The organism is Solibacillus sp. FSL W8-0474 (genome assembly GCF_038004065.1).
GTDB lineage: Bacteria > Bacillota > Bacilli > Bacillales_A > Planococcaceae > Solibacillus > Solibacillus faecavium.
Window position 1 is genome coordinate 3,237,938 of sequence record NZ_JBBOQJ010000001.1, and the last position, 18,849, is coordinate 3,256,786.

The 18,849-nt window shown below is 37.2% G+C and carries 14 protein-coding genes and 1 riboswitch; of the genes, 2 read left to right on the top strand and 12 right to left on the bottom strand.

Annotated features, from left to right (window positions below; genetic code table 11):
* Positions 1–13: 13 nt before the first annotated feature.
* The 12 genes from NYE67_RS16535 to NYE67_RS16590 form a co-directional block, all read right to left on the bottom strand.
* A complete protein-coding gene (locus NYE67_RS16535; RefSeq protein WP_340730586.1) occupies positions 14–319 on the bottom strand; it encodes a DUF4387 domain-containing protein in 306 nt (101 codons plus the stop codon).
* 3 nt (positions 320–322) lie between these two features.
* Positions 323–1,684 (bottom strand): acyclic terpene utilization AtuA family protein, encoded by a 1,362-nt coding sequence (locus NYE67_RS16540; protein ID WP_340730587.1) that lies wholly within the window; start codon positions 1,682–1,684, stop codon positions 323–325.
* A gap of 59 nt (positions 1,685–1,743) precedes the next feature.
* The gene (gene rbsK, locus NYE67_RS16545) at positions 1,744–2,616 is read right to left on the bottom strand and encodes a ribokinase (protein WP_340730588.1); all 873 of its coding nucleotides are present in this window, start codon (positions 2,614–2,616) and stop codon (positions 1,744–1,746) included.
* A 3-nt stretch (positions 2,617–2,619) separates the two neighbouring features.
* A complete protein-coding gene (locus NYE67_RS16550) occupies positions 2,620–3,600 on the bottom strand; it encodes a LacI family DNA-binding transcriptional regulator (protein ID WP_340730589.1) in 981 nt (326 codons plus the stop codon).
* 410 nt (positions 3,601–4,010) lie between these two features.
* Positions 4,011–4,604, bottom strand: a complete 594-nt coding sequence (locus NYE67_RS16555; RefSeq protein ID WP_340730590.1) for a hypothetical protein — start codon at positions 4,602–4,604, stop codon at positions 4,011–4,013.
* Between the two features lie 223 nt (positions 4,605–4,827).
* Complete coding sequence (locus NYE67_RS16560; protein ID WP_340730591.1) at positions 4,828–5,526, bottom strand: ECF transporter S component; 699 nt, start codon at positions 5,524–5,526, stop codon at positions 4,828–4,830.
* Entirely contained in the window at positions 5,490–7,136 is a 1,647-nt protein-coding gene (locus NYE67_RS16565) for an ABC transporter ATP-binding protein (protein ID WP_340730592.1), read from the bottom strand. Before NYE67_RS16565 ends, NYE67_RS16560 begins: the two co-directional genes overlap by 37 nt.
* On the bottom strand, positions 7,109–7,990 hold the full coding sequence (locus tag NYE67_RS16570; RefSeq protein WP_340730593.1) for an energy-coupling factor transporter transmembrane component T: 882 nt from the start codon (positions 7,988–7,990) through the stop codon (positions 7,109–7,111). Before NYE67_RS16570 ends, NYE67_RS16565 begins: the two co-directional genes overlap by 28 nt.
* Entirely contained in the window at positions 7,990–8,802 is an 813-nt protein-coding gene (locus NYE67_RS16575) for a DUF4430 domain-containing protein (protein ID WP_340730594.1), read from the bottom strand. Before NYE67_RS16575 ends, NYE67_RS16570 begins: the two co-directional genes overlap by 1 nt.
* Entirely contained in the window at positions 8,802–10,229 is a 1,428-nt protein-coding gene (locus NYE67_RS16580) for an S-layer homology domain-containing protein (RefSeq protein WP_340730595.1), read from the bottom strand. Before NYE67_RS16580 ends, NYE67_RS16575 begins: the two co-directional genes overlap by 1 nt.
* Positions 10,230–10,295: 66 nt before the next feature.
* A complete protein-coding gene (locus NYE67_RS16585; RefSeq protein WP_340730596.1) occupies positions 10,296–14,147 on the bottom strand; it encodes a DUF4430 domain-containing protein in 3,852 nt (1,283 codons plus the stop codon).
* Between the two features lie 163 nt (positions 14,148–14,310).
* Positions 14,311–14,508: riboswitch (cobalamin riboswitch) on the bottom strand.
* A 286-nt stretch (positions 14,509–14,794) separates the two neighbouring features.
* Positions 14,795–15,034 (bottom strand): DNA/RNA helicase domain-containing protein, encoded by a 240-nt coding sequence (locus NYE67_RS16590; protein WP_340730597.1) that lies wholly within the window; start codon positions 15,032–15,034, stop codon positions 14,795–14,797.
* An 85-nt stretch (positions 15,035–15,119) separates the two neighbouring features.
* Between NYE67_RS16590 and NYE67_RS16595 the strand changes: the two genes are divergently transcribed.
* Together NYE67_RS16595 and NYE67_RS16600 are read left to right on the top strand one after the other, a co-directional pair.
* Positions 15,120–15,374, top strand: coding sequence for a hypothetical protein (locus tag NYE67_RS16595; protein WP_340730598.1), 255 nt, complete (start codon positions 15,120–15,122; stop codon positions 15,372–15,374).
* Positions 15,375–15,646: 272 nt separating this feature from the next.
* A complete protein-coding gene (locus tag NYE67_RS16600; RefSeq protein ID WP_340730599.1) occupies positions 15,647–18,421 on the top strand; it encodes a UvrD-helicase domain-containing protein in 2,775 nt (924 codons plus the stop codon).
* Positions 18,422–18,849: the final 428 nt, after the last annotated feature.

Sequence of the window (18,849 nt, forward strand, 5' to 3'; positions counted from 1 at the left end):
CCTTCGAATGCGATTAGACTTCTATATTCATTAATGGTGCGTGCTGCTGTGCACCGTAAACATCTCGATCACCTGGACTACCAGAAGAAATTTTGCGCGCAATAGTAATCTTAATTCCTAGTGCTTGATCGAAGAAGACGAAGTGATGTATGTCTTTTAACTCTAATTTATAGATCCTCGCAATAACTTTTTCCGTTATTTTGTTACCATTTTTTACATCCAAATAATCTTGCTCGTTTTCAAATAAGATATCGAGTGTTACCTCAAATGGCCCTGAGTTTTTACTACGAAGTATTTTTGCTTTTTCATATAATTTCATGTGTTACACCTCCATCAATTCAAAGCGAAACGGATTATCATTAATATCCATGAGGTGATAAATTGAAAACTCATATACTGGACCAAACTCAACATCACTTGGAGCGAATGGAAAAGCTAAATTACCCGCAGAGGATTTTCGGTTTGGATATCCATAGTGTAAATACGTAGAGCGTACATTGGCACAGATTGCATTCGCTAAATCTTGTGTATCTGCTAACACTTCAAACATGACGCCCATTTCGTGTCCAGTAAATATTTCGGGTTCTTGTTCGCCAAGCACTGCATTGTGCCCATAATGATAAAAGTTCACTTGGTAGGCGCTTTTTGGAATTTCTGAAAAATAAAGTGCTACTTGGTGTAATACCTCTTGCTCGACTTCATCGATTTGCTCCAGTAATAACGGATCGCGAATACCTGCTAACACAAACGTGCGATAAGCTACTTTCCGTGCGCCCTCAAGTTTAATGCGATACGTATCATCTTTAATAAATTGACTATTTTTCACTTCAACAACACCATCACCAATATCGGTAAACGTACAATTTTCTAAATTCAATGTAAAACCTGGTCCGTGTAAAATAAATGGATGCTCTTTTTCATAAAATGTATGCGCAGCCACGCTTGTCGGACTACATGTGCGAATTGGGTTTAATGCACGTACTTGGAAACTGTCTTCGGTAATCGTTCCTAAAATACAATCCTTCGTTGTACCAGGTGTTGCACAAAGCGCCCCACATTCTAAAATTTTCCCTAAATGATATGAGAGTCCAGCGTCCATACCATGAAAAATTCCTAGCGCAGCAAAGGGAGAGGGGTCATAGCTTCGACCACCAATGATAATATTGCATCCACTTTCAAGCGCCTGCACAAATGGCTCATGACCCATTTGAGCAACAATTGTATGGGTTTGTTCAATCTTTTCTATTGTTAACGCTGGTATGTTTTCTGATAGTGGTGAAATACGATTTTCATTCAGCGCTTCAATAATTTCCTGCTGAGAAAAATCAGCCCAAATAATCCCTAGTTTGGCATGCTCATTCATTTCTTGTAATATTTCTCGAATAACCTCAATTGTTTGTTCAACATGGCTTTTTGCCCCTGCACCACCGGCCGAACCAATAATAACTGGAATTTTATGTTCAAGCCCTTTTGCAATCATTGCTTTTAAATCCTTTTTTAAAGCCATTCGACTAACAATGGATACATTTGCACCTAATTTATGAGGGCCCGCATCTGTTGATCCGGCGTCAACAACAATACCGTCAATCTCATATTCAAATGCTCGCTCAAAGCTCTCTTGTGGAAACCCATAACCTAGCATGCCACATGGCGAAAGAATGTTTAGTTGTTTCTTCAACTGCATTTGCCTCCTTCGAAATTACATATGTAATCGTTTACATGTTGTGGTATAAAAAAATCGTATTATTTATTCAAACGTTGCTGTACTTGATCAAATGTTGGCATACCACCTTGAGCACCAAATTTTTCTACAGAAAGTGATGCCGCAATATTTGCCAAATACACAGCATCGGTTAATGTGTAATTTTGTGTAAGTGCATGTGCTAAAGCACCATTGAACGTATCGCCTGCACCTGTCGTATCAACAACTTCTGTATGATAACCATTTACTACAACAAGGTTTTTACCATCGTGATAGCACGCACCTTTATCACCTAATGTAACAATCACTTTATTGGGATATTCGGCAACAACCTGCTCATATGGCCGTTGGAAAATTTGCTGACACTCGGATTCATTTGGTGTTATATATGTGACTGATTCCATCCACTCTAATGAAAAATGCTGTGCTGGTGCTGGATTTAATAGAACGTCAATTTTTGCCTCACTACACTTTTGAATAGCATATGCTACCACATCTTTAGAAATTTCCAGCTGCATAATGACAATCTTACTTTTTTCAATCAAGTGCCAGTGCTCATCTATTTGCTGCTTTGTCACCTTGGCATTTGCCCCCGGAATAACAATAATTCGGTTATCATTGTTATGGATTAAGATATTCGCAATCCCTGTAGAAGCATCTACGAATTGAATCCCGGCTGTATTAACTCGATGACTTTGTAAATTTGAAACTAGCTGTTCCCCAAAGCGATCTCGTCCGAGACAGCCGATAAAATGAACATTACTTCCAAGCTTTGCACAGGCAATTGCCTGATTGGCTCCTTTGCCACCTGGAATCGTTGCAAATTCATTACCGAGCACCGTTTCACCTTGCTCTGGAAAGCTATCTGCGACAACTGCCAAATCCATATTAATACTGCCAAGTACTGTTATCATGAGTTACTCCTTTCTCGTAGAGTCACGTATAATTAATTCAGGTGAAATCTTAATTAGTTCCTTTGCAACTTCCTGTCCTTCAATTTGAGCAATTAATTGCTCGGCTGCTAAACTGCCAAGTAAATAAATATTTTGCGCAACAGATGTTAAACTAGGAGATGTTAGCTCACCAATCGAAACACCATCAAAACCCATAATTTGAATGTCTTCCGGAATGGCATAGCCTAATGCTGTAGCAGCTTTAATCGCTGCAATTCCATCCGTATCACTACAAGCAAAAATACCATCGATTGTGGGATTCTTTTTTAAAAAATCAATAATAACCACATATGATTTTCTATAATTAAAATGCGATGCTTGTAGTGAAAGAGTTACACCTTCAAATTTTTCGCAATATTGCCTAAAGCCATTAACACGACGTGCAACCGATTCCTCAGCTGTTGGACCACTCAGCACTAAAATATTTTTACTACCCCTATCAATTAAATGCTTAGCTGCCATTTCACCACCAAGTTCATTGTCTGTTGTAATAATCGGAAACGGTAAATTTTCCACTCGATCTAAACCAACAATCGGAATATCCAAATCCATATAAACGGAATTTGGTAAATGGTTCATCGTAATGATCAAACCTGCTACATATTTCTGTTTTAAGAGCTGGAGATAATTGATTTCCTTTTCTACGCTATCATCTGTATTACACAAAATGATTGAGTAGCCTTTAGCCATACTTACGTCTTCAATTGCACGTGCTAACTCTGGAAAGAACGGATTTGTAATATCCGGCAATAACAGACCAATTGAGCTATCTTGCTTTGTTGATAAGGAACGCGCGATTAAATTGGGTTTGTAGTTTAACTCGCCTATCGCAATTTCTATTTTCTTTTTAGATTTTTCGCTTAAATAACCTTTTTGATTTAAATATCTTGAAACTGTCGCGACTGAAACACCTGCCAAACGTGCGACATCCTTAATATTCGCCATTTTATCTCCCTTTTTTGTCTATAATTGTAATGTAAACGGTTACACAAATTATCGCAATTTTTATATAATTATGTCAATCACTTTTTATAATTTTTACTATTTTTTCTGTTAACTTCGAGAATTTTGTCTGTTATATTGAAATGTCATTCTTTGATTACCCCTCATTTATGGAAACTGTATGATAAATTAAAAATGCCAAATATTAAAAAATGTCCAAACGTTTTTACAACAACGTTTGGACATTTTTTGAAACGAAAATACCCTATGTATGGTGTCTAAGACTTTTAGCTATGGACAGACAAAAAAATACTCCTATCATACAGTAATATCAGGTCTGGTCAACCGATTACGTACGAAAGGAGTTCCACTAATTAATAAAATTTAGTACATACAACATAGAATTTTAAGTATTACTGATGACGAGAAAACTCAATTAAAAATAAGTCCTCTGTCTCCTTTTCTATTTTTTCTATTTCCGGACGATCCCAGTCATCACCGTGATATTTTTCTTTATCCAATATATAATGAAGCTTACTGTACTCCGCATTTTGTAATAAGTGCAAAATATACCCTACTCGGTCCATCATGTACTTATTTAAAGCCATCATATCATTATCAGACAGCTGGCTAATGACTTCTGGAGGTGTATTTTCAGGAATCTTCAAGAACTCATCATACCCATATTTACCAGCATGCATATCTTCAATGATGCCGTTTCTAAAAATAAAATGGACAATTTTGCGTGATAAATCAAACACACTTTCTTCAGGATCAATCTCTTCAGGCACCTCGCACTTGTTAATATATTCTAATAGCATTGAATTCTTATGGCTTTCAAAATTGATATCATCTTCATCTTCCTCATAAAAAAAGCCTTCTATTTCTGCTAACTCATCGATGAATTCTCGATCAAGCTTTTCAAAGGTATCTTTCATAATCTTTAGCAAATTACTTCTCTCTAATGGGTCAATTGAATCCAAAAAGTCGTCTTTAGCTGAGCTCATTTTATAGCCTCCGTATTGTCACAATAATATTGCGAGTAATGCTTCTTTACATACTCATCGTTATATCTCATTTCAATATTTTTATGCTGAAGGGTTTTTCCATTATTCAGGGGGGAGATTTGTCTCCTACTACTGCCTTCAAAGTTCAGGACTATCACTCTAACGCTCATATCCATACCTGGCGCAAAAAAACGACAAAGCCTTTGTAACTTTGTCGTTTCTATTACTGCATCATGCCATATTTAATTTTAATACGTGTTAGTTTTTCCATTAGCGGCTTCGTTAAAATTAATAAAAAAATAACGTTCGATACAGCATAGATGATCGTAAACGGAATTGCTGAGGCAAGTGCTAATACGTAAGCTTCCGTCTCAAATACGCCATACGTCGAAATTGCACCCCAAATGTCCATGCCAAATGAGAAAAAAATACCAGCGAAAATGCCGAATAATACGAGAGGCCCCTTTTTCGTAATCCACTTTGTTTTACCTAGCAAACCAGCTACAAAGCCAATCATCCCCCAGGTAAACATTTGAAATGGTGTCCATGGGCCTTGTCCGAAAAACATATTTGATACGAGAGCTGACAATGCCCCTGTTAAAAAACCTGCCTCAGCTCCTAGTGTAAAACCAGTTATAGCCGTAATGGCCGTTACTGGTTTAAAACCTGGTGTAGCCACAAACAAGCAGCGTCCAGCCACAGAAATTGCTGCCATAACTGCAATCGTCAAAATTTCCCGTGGCTGCGGCTTACGACGTTCGAATGAAATGAAAAACGGGATACAGCTAAGTGCAATTACACAAAGCGAAATCATATAATACTTTCGGTCCTCGAAAACCGTTATACCTAAATATAGAACAGCCGGCATGGCAAACCCAAACACTATTAAATTGACGAATATGCGAATTCTGTTTTTTGACATCGCGTAACCACATCCTCATATGTAATGACTTCTTTTTCAAACGAACGAGCAATGCGATGTGCTGCAGTTGTATAAAAACTGTTACCACTATAAAAGCTGCGTGGTGTCCCTTGTGACACGAGTGAGCCGTCAAAAAACAATGCACAGCGTGAGCTGTATTGTGCAGAAAATTCGATATCATGCGTTACCATCACAATTGTTAACCCTTGTCGCTGTAGCTGATGCAAAATAGCAGCTAGTTCCTCCTTTGCATGTGCATCTAACCCTTTAGTCGGTTCATCTAAAAAAAGGAGTTTCGGTTCCAGCAGTAGCACTTTTGCAAGTGCTAGACGCTGTTGTTCGCCACCACTTAAATCATATGGATGACGCATTAGAATATGCTGTAAATGCAGCTGTTCAATAAGTACAGCCATTCGTTGCTCTGTTGCCTCAACTACTTGTAATTCCTTTTCTGCAGTTTTTTCTGTGAATAATATTTTGGGATCCTGTGGTAAGTATGCTACCGTTTGACGATAAAGCTCCTGATTTCGATATTGCTTTAAGTTCTTTCCAAAAATTAAAACCTCACCTCTATAAGGTTTCTCTAGACCTGCCAGTACATTAAGAGCCGTCGATTTCCCCGTACCATTGCCACCAATAATTGTATAAAATTCACCTTCATGCACGCTTAACTCAAATTGCTGTAATATATCGGGGGCATTACGTTCATAGCGAAACGCAATGTTTTTCGCTTCCAATATCGGGCTACCTAACTGTTGCTCCTCTGCTTTAAATGCGACCTCATGCCATGAAAAAGAACGGAGCCATTGTTGTCCTTCACGAATCGTAAGCGGTGCCTCACCTTCGCCGTCTAATGCAGCAAAAATTTTAGTCGCTGTTGGCAGCGCCGTAATCATCGGATGCTCTTTTGGAAGCTCTAATAGCATTTTTCGAGGCGTGCCATCATAGATTATTTCCCCTTGTTCCATCACAACAACACGATTGGAAATCGGTAACAACTCCTCTAATCGATGCTCAATACAAATAATCGTTATGCCTAGTTCTTCATTCAGGCGTTTTAATGTTTGAATGAATTCCATCGCTGCAATCGGATCCAGCTGAGATGTCGGCTCGTCTAATAACAATACTTTCGGCTGCCCTACTAAAACCGAGGCTAAATTTAACAGCTGTTTTTGGCCACCCGATAACACCGTTGTCTTTTCACGGAACCATTTATGAATGCCAAAAAAATTTGCCATTTCAGCAACACGTCGACGAATTGTTAGCTGATCCATCCCTAAATTTTCAAGACCAAATGCGAGCTCATGCCATACTTTATCTGTCACAATTTGATTTTCAGGACTTTGCATAACGTAGCCAATTTCTGTCGCGGCTATTTTTGCGTCTAGCTGTTCCAAATTTTCACCTTGATAATAAATGGCACCGCTTTTGTCCCCATGTGGCTGAAGTTCTTTTTTTAATTGCTTTAATAATGTACTTTTACCGCAACCAGATTGTCCAATTAGCGTAACAAATTCTCCGCTCGCCACCTTTAGCTTAATATTGTTTAACACCGGCTTCGGCTCATTTGGATACGTAAACGTTACATCTTCGACTTTAAGTATTTCCATTTTCGTGTCTCCCTTACTTCAATAACGAGTGGAATCATTAGTAATGCGGTATAAATCGCGTATACCGTTATACTATTCCAGCTCCAATCAATCGCTGTAAATGTTGGATAATAGTAAAAAGTCGCATAGCCTAATGCACTTGCAGTTAATAGCAGCGCGACAAGAAAACTAATCATACCAAGCATTATCCCGTCACGCTTTTCAAATAAAAACAATGAAAAAGACGAACGCTTGCCAATCCCATAACCGCGCGCCTTCATAGAATCTGCTGTTTCGATAGCGTTTTCGAGTGCCCATGTTATTAGAATAGAAATAATCCGCATCGTACATTTAGCTCGATTTACAAGTGAACCCGTAGTATAATCCATTCCCATCGTTTTTTGAGCTCGGGCAATACGCATGAGCTGATGCTGAAAGCGTGGAACAAGACGTATCGTAATCGATAGTGTTAACGCAAGGACGGGTGACAATTTCCCAAATAAATATAAAAATTTATCTGAGGTCATCACTTCGTTGTAGCTGCTAAACCAAAGCATAACAGCTGTTAGCATCGTTGCCATTGCCACACCATAGCAAATTGCCTCCACTGTTACCGCATTGCCATTCAAATAAAACAGCACCATTTTTCCATCATGGCTTATGAGTGGATTGATAATGGCCATAATAATAAAAAGTGGCACATACAGCTTCCAATCTCGTAGAAATCGCCCTCGACGAAATGCAAAATTAACACTCATCGCCGCACAAATAGTAATAACTAAAAATACGGGATGCATAATAAACATGCCAATTCCTATAACTGATAAAAAGAATGCAAATAAGACGATTGGATGATATGTTTCAAAAGCTGTCATTATTCCCCATCTACTCCTAAGTCGCGACCTAAATCGACCGTATAATGCCATTCGACAATATCCCCGTCCTTTAAAACGTATTGACTGCTTCCATAGTTCGGGAAATTACCATTTACACGATACATCCAACCACTTAAAGGACCTGCACTAAATTCATATAAATGATTAATCCCTTCAATATAGACGTTGTTATAAACGTTTTCATTTGCTCCTTCGTATTCTAAATGAATACCATGTTCCTTCACGGCACGCTGTAAAACCTTCCAAACAGTTTCATTGTCTGAGAGCAATTCATATTTTTTCGGCCTTAAAACAAAACCACTTGCTGGAACATATTGCTCGCTTTGCAAAGAAGGGTGCAACATATCCCAATGTTTCAGTAAGCTGTGCACTTGAATCGATATTGTGGCGTAACGCTTCGGCTTCTCTACTGGCTGAACTGGTTTTTGCTGAACTGGTTTTTGCTGTACCGGTTTTTCATCAGCTTTTTTTTGCTCTGTTGGCTTTTGTGTAATTGGCTGTTGTTCGACTGGCTGCTCAACTACTTTTTTTTCAGTCAGTTTTGGGGCCTGCTTTTCTTCAGCTTTTGTTGTTTCTACTACTCCGTCCACTTCTTCTTTTTGTTCTTTTGGAGACTTTACTTCCTCTACAATAGGTTCAGCGGTCTCTTCCTTTGTTTCTGGAGGAATTGGCTGTACGATTTCTTCCTTACTTCTCTCCTCTTCTTGCATTTGCTCATATTGTTCAACTGATTGAACCCCGCAGCCCGTTAGTAAAAAGGTAAGTAATAAAAAAATTATTAATTTTTTCATCACTTCATCGTTCCTTTCACAAATTGAACGCTCATTTTTGCCATTTGAGCACGTGTTGTCGGATTGGATGGGTTAAATCTACCGTTTGAGCCTGTTGCGATGCTATATTCAGCTAAAAAAGCAAGGGCTTGTTGCTCTTCTGCGGGTAAATGAGCAGTATCACTATAGGTTACATTCGTCTTCGCGACATATGGTGCATGCTGTATGTTGTATGCACGCATAAGCATTAAACCTAGTTGCATACGTGTAATTTTCTTATTTGGGTTGAATGTTCCATTGTTATATTTAATAATTCCAGCCTCATAAGCTGCAGCAATCTCATTTTTACTAGCAACCGCCATATTTCCTAAATCCTCATACGGTGCATTCTCTTTATTGGTAATCTTCATTGCACGAACAATAATTGCGACTGCCTGTGTTCTAGTTAAATGATTATTCGGCCTAAATGTACCATCGGCATATCCTTTTAAAAGACCTAACTCAACCGCTTCATCAATATAAGGTCTAGCCCAACCTGTTGTTGTATCATTAAAATTATTATTAGTTTCTTCCATCTCATATAATGACTTTTTACCATTTAGTACGCGGTTATATGCTGCTAAAGCATACGTCGCTTGCTCTGTTGCCATCCCATTTGCACTCTTTTCTGTTAAGACGTGCTTGAAGCCACCATCAGCTGCATTATAAAAAGTTATCATTTTCTGTACATGTTCCGTTGCATCTAGACGTAATGCGGCATAAGCAGTTATTACTTGTGCAGCTGTCTCCGCGTTGTTATAACCGTTTGCTGCTAATGCATTCATTTTTGCGATTGCACGCTGAAGTGCAGGTCCAACCTTTTTATCTTCCGCATACGGTGCAAGTGCTTGAATAGCCATCGCTGTTAAATCCAAATCAGCAGTTTCTCCACTTAGCGTAAATCCTCCATCTGGAAGCTGCTCTTGTAAAATAGTGTTTACTAATTGAGCTCTTACAGGGGAATCGTATTGCTTCGTATCTATGGCAATGAGTGCGAAAGTCGGACCGTTCACACCTTGCCAGACAACATTCGTTACTTCTTCAAGTGGCTTCGTTAAATCATAGCCTCCTACATTTTTCGGGTCTTTTCCAATTGCTGATAAGGCAATGATGACACGTGAGTATTCAGTATATTTATATTGGTGTAGCTTCCCTTTCAGTGCTTTTACTTCCTTCACTACATTTTGATAATACGTCTCAAAATAATTCGCTGGCACTTGAGCCTCTCCTCGTGCTAGACCGATTACAACCCATTCATCACCGTACGTTGGATTTGGCACTTGCTTCACCATGTACTGAGCGGCTGAATTATAAGCATCAACCGTATTTTTTGCCTCCACTTGCTGTAGCGGTACAAATGCAAGTATCGTTAGGAATAGCACAACGAGTATTTTATGCAATTGCTTCATTTTTTCCCCCTCTTTCATATGGCAAAAGTCCATCATAGTTTTATGATGGACTTTCGACTTATTGTTTTACATCAATCCTGCTTCATTTAATGTACGTTTTAAAATTTTCGCCATTTGTGCACGTGTTAAAGAACCACGTGGATCAAATGAACCATCCTGTTTACCAGTCATAATGTTTAACTGCGCTAATAGTGCAACATCCTGCTTGTACATTGCTCCAATTTGCGCATTGTCCTTATAAGTTACTTCACCATTTACAGATGGCTTCTTCTCTACGTAAGCAAGTACGCGTGCCATAAATGCTGCTGCTTGTTGACGTGTAACGTAATCTTTTGGATCGAATGTTGTATTTGTACGACCAGTTGTAATACCTGCTTCATATAAAGCTGTAATCGCCTGTTCATACTCTTTCCCAACTGTATCCGTGAATGGGTTCTCACCTAACGCTTGTAAACCTAATGCACGGGCAATCATCATCGCAAATTGACCACGTGTAATCTTACTTTGTGGCATAAAGTTGCCGTTTGATCCTTTAATTACATAACGGTTTGCTAAATACGTGATTTCATCTTTATTGCTGAAATTTGCAATATCATTGAATGTCACTTGCTCAGTTGATGTTACAAATGTTCCACCTGCTTTTGTGAACACTGTTGCTTTACCGTCTACAATTAAATGCGGTACAGCTATTAACGCACCGTTCTCTTCTTGTAAAATAACGAGTTCTCCATTTTCTGCTGCATTTGATGTTGCATTAAATTCACTATTCACTGCCGCAATGAATGTAGACTTTACATTGCCATTAGCTACAGCTACTTTATTTGCTGCATTAACAAAGAACGTTAATTTCACATAGCCTGATGAGAATGGGAATGGCTTTGTTTCGCCTTTTTCATTCAAAATCTGAATTGCAAATGTAATTTTCCCATCTTGTTCCTCAACTTTTACAGATAATTTTTCACCCTCTGCAAGTGTTACGTTTTCAACAGGAATTGTTAGTACTAAACCTTTTGGGGTTGTTACGATTACTTCTTTTTCCCCCGCTAAATCTGCACCTGTTAATTGTGTTGTAAAGATTTCATCCGTCTGCTCTGATTCTTCTGTTGTTGGTGGTGTTACTGTTGATCCTTCACCTGTTGAACCTCCACCTGCACCTGCTGAACCGCCACCTGTTGAACCGCCTACATCTTCACCTAAATCAGATGTGTAGACCCAACTTACAACATCGCCTGCTTTTAATTGATACACATCTGCTGATACTTCTGGGAATGCACCGTTAACGTTGAACATCCAGCCGCTTAATTTACCACGATCAAACTCGTTAACGCCCGCAATACCTGCAACATACATCCCCATTGATGTTTGTCGTGCATTTAACGCAATATTTTTTGCCTGTGTAACACGTTTTAATAAATCAAATGCTGTTTCATCTGCTAAAATTTCAAACTGCTCACTTGGTAAAACAACTTCTGATGCAGATACAGTGATCGACATCGTTACCTTACTATTCGTTATCACTGGTGGAGCCGTTGCGCCGCCATCTGTACCTGGTTTCTCTTGATCTGGTTTCTCTGAATCTGGTTTTTCTGGCGTTGGAGCTGGAGTTACTGCATTTTCTGCTACTGTATAAAATGTTGATTTTCCATTTAACGCATCCGCTAAAGCGATATACACTTGCTCTAATGCCATTAAATTCGAGTTCGTTTGCGACGCCTTATACAGTACGCCACCATCTTTTAGAATATAGTTATCTACTAAGTGACCTACGATATTTACGTAGTCATCACCTTTTTTATAAGACCATTTTGTTGAGAATAAATCTTCCCCCACTGCTGCTAGACCTGAAATAATCGCTGCCATTGAGTTCGAGTTATCTGTGAAGCCTTTTGCTTGGTAGTTCGCATGTACAGCCGCTACCGCTTTGTCAATCGCTGCTTTTACTGCTGGGTCATCTTTAAATGGTGAAAGTGCAAATAATGTCCATCCTGTTGCATCGTTATCACCAAAATAGCCTGTTGTTTTATTTTGTAAAGCTAAAATAGCCTCGATTTGCTTTTGTTGGTCATACTCTGCATTAGCTAGCTCTAACGCGATTAAAGCGAATGCTTCACCCCAAATTGTCGAGAACAAACCGTTTTCCTTTTGCATTGCTAATAAATCTGCTACTTGATTGCGCCCTTTAATGTTTAATGGATCTAAACCTAATGCTTTTGCTGCAATAATTGTGCCCGCAATCTTGTTTGTATCATTTTGTGATGCTTCTAACGGGGTTGTAAAGAACGTACCTTCAGTTGTTGGTGCAGTTGTCCAGTCGTATGTGCCTGCATTGACATTTGCTGCCTTCATCGCTGTTAACATCCAAAATGCGCTATGTGATTCATTTACACGTGCCGTTACGGTTTCTTTATTTGCTTGTAAGTATGTTGCGCCTAATTTTAATGCATCTTCCGCTTTTTTACGGTTTTCTGCTGCTTGCTCATCTGGTGTAACCAATAATGATTCATACGTACGAATAATGCGAGGGAATGAGGCAAGTTCTTTATTGCCTTTATCCGTCAAAATAGTACCTGGTAAATCTTTTGTAAAGCGAAGTTCATAATTTCCTTCTACTACTTCCACTGCAGGAATCGTTACTTCACCTTGTGCATTTGTAACATATTCTTTTCCGTTATATTCAACGGTAACGTCTGCTAAATCCGTTGTATGTGGTCCTGAAATATGCTCATACAAGTAAGATACTGTATTATATTTACCTGTCACTTTAATTTTTACGTCTGTTCCTGCCACTACCGTTGATGGCATATCAATGATTGGATTAAACGTAATTTTATCGACAGCTTCAGCACCTGAATACATGATTAAGTTGTACTCTGGGAATTCATAATTTTCTATAACTGAAGATGCATTAATATAATCCCAAACAATTGTATCGCCATTTTTAATTTCAACGTCTTTTCCATAAACATCTGGATATTCCCCATTTACTTTGTACATCCAGCCACTGCCTACACCTAGGCCTTTTTCACCGTCTACACCAATATTTTTAAAGTAGCCCGTTGAGGCGCTGTAGTCATACGTAATTTTATGGGCATCTAAAATTTGCTGTGTTACTTGTGCAGCATTAATTTTACCGTTACCTTTAATTTCAAAGTCTTTTACATTTAGTACTGTACCTGCAATGCCTTCAACACGGAAATTCACTTTTAAGTCATTTACAGGTTGAATTGAATCGACAACTTTTACTGAAATTTTTTGCTCTTGTGCACTTAATAATGCAGGAGCTAGTAGCTGTAATTCATATGTACCAGGTGCCGCTTCAATTGCTAATGTTAATTGTTGATCGTCCTGCTTAGTAATGTTTGTAATTGTTAAACCATCTGGCGTTATCCAATTCTCTAAAGTTGCTGCCTGTTCAGTAAATAAATCCCCTTTTACAGACACTTCAACAAGTTTCTCGCCCTCTTGTTCAGACGCCTGTGCCTCTAACATTGGCGATAAACTATAATAAACAGATACTATATCATCTGCTTGAAGTTCATAGCTTCCTAAACCAAGTTCAGGTGATTCACCGTTAATCGAATAACCCCAACCATCCCAATGACCTAATGAACCCGATACTAAACTATTAATTGATTTTACATACGGGCCATAATCGCTAGTCACGACTTCAAATGGGATATTTGCAGCTGTTAATGTTTGCTGTAACGCCTCAAGTGCACTTGCTCCCTTTGTTATGGATATATTGGAGTTGGCAATAATATTTTCTTTTAACCCTTTTACTTCTAGTTGCATACTAATTTGTTCCACTTGTTGCTCTAAATTTTCTACCTGCTCAGCATCTACCGTTGCTGGCGCTATAAGTGATACCATTAGAACAAGTGTTAATGCTATATGCAACCACTTTTTCCAAAAATCCATGCAATAAACCTCCTGAAAGTTTTTCATGAATAATGTTTTGCCATTAACCCAATACAAAAAAAAAAGCCATTCCTCAAATTGAGAAATGGCGGAAAACAGAAAAAAGCATATAAAAATACCCGTTCATCTATTTGCCGTACATTCTCCTTATTCCGAAGAGAGTTAATACGATAAAAATAAGTCAGGTCTCCTGGCTCGTGTATCATGTGCAAGCCTTCCCATTGACTAGAGGCATTTTTCCTCGTTTAACAGTGGCATATTTTACACAGTCTTCTACACTTACAGTTGCGGATACAGCTTCGGTTTCACACCGAATTCCCTATTATGCTCAATTAAGAGCAACCTATTTCTGCAAAACATATTCAATTGGAATTTATTTTAACACAAAAATATGATTAGCATAGTATTTTTTTCAGAAAATTATAAAACGGGAATTTTTGAATTACTTAACCGTTTCATTTTACTTGACGGTTACATATGTCCATTTTATTTAGAATTAGCAAATTTATATCTTAATAAAGGTAACTTGAATAAAGAAAAGGAGCTAATTTTTAAGGCTTTAAAAAAACGCCCCCTCACAGGCATTGGAAAAAGGGTATTAAACAAGAGTTCAACTCCCATTCAATACCCCTAATCAAGCAATTCATTTAAATGTTTTCTCTTTGAAATGAAAGCAATTTATTACGCAGCGCTTCATCACTCGCATAAATATAGAGCCCTTTAATACCACGCTTCATTAAAATATTGATAGAATTTAGAACAATCTTTTCCTTCGCTTCAGTTACATTGGCAATACCTTCTGTACCTGTGTAAGCATCCTTATCCGTCAAGATTGCTAAAGTTAAGATTTGGATAAAAAAGTAAAAATAGTATGAAAATTTTATCAATATTATCAAACAGTTAATAGTCTTCTTGTATAATTTACCATATAATTATAGGTGTAACACATTATTATTGAATGGAGGAATTTACATGATTGGATTAGAAAAATCGATTATTTATGAATTAGGTACCTACGAAGCCGAAGTTTATGACGTTGAAGTTTTTAATTACGAGGACGTAACCATCTCCATCACTTTAAAAAAGTATATGGAACAACAGTATTCTGCAGATTATGTTATTGAAGTAGAAGATGAAATTATAAATGGTATGACAGGTATCTTCCCCACTAAAGAAGAAGCTTTGTCTACTGCGGAGAGGTTTATCGTGAAGGCATTGGATAAATAAATGGGGAAGTGAAATTAAAAATACTTTTACCACTCCCATAAAAATAGTAAGGGCATTTTTGGTAATAAAACTTTAGCAACATAATATATGCTTTTTTCAGATTATTCATTAACAAAAGGCATGACATGATAAGAATTCAGCGCTAGCTGAGTTCCTTTCCGTTTATTCGCGTTAGCGAAAGACGGCAATCATGTGATGCCTTTTTCTATACGAAGTGTATACCCTTTAAAAACTCTTAAAAAAGTAGAATCTTCTACTTCTTGTTAAAGGATTTGTTAAATACAGTTTTTTTATTTAACAACAAATCACCATATATAGTAAACAACTTATTGGAAGACGGTGACTTAGTGGACTTAATATTAATAGTTATAATTATTTTGGGTATTATATTCGGAGGAAATAGACTTAGAAATAAGAGATTAATTCCTGATATTGAATTATTAGAAGCATCAGAGCGTTTTAAAGATGACCTTGAACATTTAAAGCAACAATATATAGCTAATACAGATTTACTAAATCTTAAAAGAACTTATCTAGAAACAGCTCAAAAGATAAATCTTTTAAGTAAACGACTTTTAAAGAGCCAGGAATCGTTTCTGTATTTTAATCAGACTTATCCTAATTTAGATCACTTGGTACCAACGTATAATGAGGCCTTTATTGATAAAGAACTAATAGAAGCCAAACCTCTCTTAAGCAATATAGATGGCAAGTCACTAGATCCTCAACAAAGTCGAGCCGTTGTAACAAACGAGGATAATACATTAGTTGTCGCTGGAGCTGGTAGTGGGAAGACGTTAACAATTTCAGGAAAAGTAAAGTATTTAGTAGAGCGATTGCATGTAGATCCTAAAGAGATTTTACTCATTTCATTTACAGCCAGCTCAGCTAAAGAGATGACCGAACGTATAAAAGAGAAATTAGATCTTCCCATTGATGCAATGACCTTTCATAAACTTGGTCTTGAGACTATTACAAATGAAGAAAAACAACGTCCCGATATTTCGGATTCGCTATCTGATTATGTAACTACCTACTTTAATCAGCAAGTACTACATAACCCTTCCGTAATGAAGGAAATCATTCGTTTCTATGCTACATATTTAGCAGTTCCTAAAGATATCGAAAATTTTACGACACTTGGAGAATATAAAGAAGACCAATCTTCTCATGATTTAGAGACGCTTCGTTCAAAAGTTATAAATACAGGTGAAGAATTAAAAGTTAATCGTAGAACACTTAAATTTGAGCAAGTAAAAAGCTTAGAAGAGGTAATGATTGCGAACTATCTCTATTTACACGGCGTGAACTATGAATATGAAGCTGTTTACCCATTTGAAACGGATCAATTTAGAAAACGTTACCGACCAGACTTTTACTTCCCAGATTACAATGTCTATCTAGAACACTTTGGTGTGAACAAAAACAATCGTGCCCCTTGGCTAACCCCTATTGAGGAACAGAAATATATCGAAGGCATGCACTGGAAACGGAGTCTTCACTTAAAGAATCAGACAAAATTGATTGAAACATACTCACATTATGTGTCCAGTGGTGTGTTATTTGAAAAGCTAGAAGACATGTTGCGTAAGCTAAACATCCCTTTAATAGAGGCTGATTATACAAGTATTTATAGGAAGTTACTGATTGAACAAAAGCAAAATCAGCAGTTCAAGGAGTTTAAAAATTTAGTTAGCACGTTTATTACTCTATTTAAGTCTAACGGTTACGATGTACAGTATTATCAACAATTAGAAGCAGCTGCTAAACAAGAAAAAATTGGGTTCTTACGAGAACGTACACTGCTCTTTTTAAAAATTGTACGCCCCATTTATGAAGGCTACCAAGAAGAGTTACGAAAAAATTTAGCTATTGATTTCAATGATATGATCAATAAAGCAACGGATATTGTCAAAACAAAACAACCAACATCCATTTCATATAAATATATAATAATCGACGAGTTTCAGGATATTTCAATGGGACGTTATCGTTTAGTGAAAGCTTTAAAAGATCTTACTAACGCTAAAATATTAGCCGTTGGAGATGACTGGCAAGCAATTTATCGCTTTGCAGGAAGTGACCTGAATTTATTTACGAAATTTGAACAGTTTTTTGGCTTTTCAAAACAACTACGAATTGAAAAGACGTATCGAAACTCACAGCAACTAATTAATATTGCGTCTCGTTTTGTTGTAAAAAATCCAATCCAAATTAAAAAGCAGCTGAAATCCGATAAACGTTTACTTAATCCATTAAAGATCTATGGATATGTAGACAGTGTTGTAAAAGCATTTGCAGCTGCAGTCGATGATATCGTGGCCTCTATGGGAGAACAGGCTGAAATTAAGGTCGTTGGCCGAAATAATATTGACTTAACATTTATGTTACAAAGAGATAATGAAGGTCGATTTTCAATTAACAATGAAAAAGGTGACCTCTTTATTAGAGATAAACGGCATCCACAAGCAAAAATCACTTATATTACGGTTCACCGTTCGAAAGGGCTTGAAGCTGATAATGTAATTGTAATTAATTTGCGTAACCATTTAATCGGATTTCCTAATAAAATTTCGGATGATCCTTTATTATCACTGGTTTTAACAGAGGCTGATTTATTTAGGTATGCAGAGGAACGTCGTCTATTTTATGTGGCAATTACACGTACGAAAAATAGAACATACTTAATTGCTCCTGAAAAAGATACATCTGTTTTTGTAGAAGAACTCATTAAAGAACAGTCCATCCCTTTTGAAATAGTGACAAATGAGCAAACTATACGTACTAATCCAAAGTGTGATGTCTGTCAAACAGGTGTATTAATGATTCGACAGAGTAATGATGGACGAAGCTTTTTAGGATGTTCGAATTATCCTGGGTGCAATAAAACGTATAAAGAAATTAATATTTTACAAAACCCTATCCGATGTACAAAATGTGGTGGTTATATGCTGAAGAGAAAAGGACCAACTGGCGAATTTTATGGCTGTAGTAATTACCCTACTTGCCATAATTCAATGAACATTAAATTTAATGTGAGGAGTTAAGTTTATTAAGGGCAAAATGCAGGAACTAATAGGACCCTAGCTTCATCGGAAGTTCGATTTGGGTTATTCGAATAATGAGCGAGCAAACAAGTTTCTAGTTTAAAAACCGAGACAATCATTAAATTTATGACTTACTTTAAACTTAGAAACTGGATTAAGAAGTCTATATAGTGTTTAAGTTTTTAATTACGAGGATTTAAATACTCCATCACAAGATTTTAATCAACAAATTCTGCAGATCATATTATTGAAATTGAAGATCGAATAATCAATAATCAATGGTGCAACCGGTATCTTCTCTTCTAAAGAACAAGCCTTAATTACTACAGAGAAATTTATACTGGAGGTAATATATCAATAGACTCTATAGAAATTATAGTAATCACTTTGTTTTCCTTTAATCTTTTGATTTCCCTAATAAATTCCAC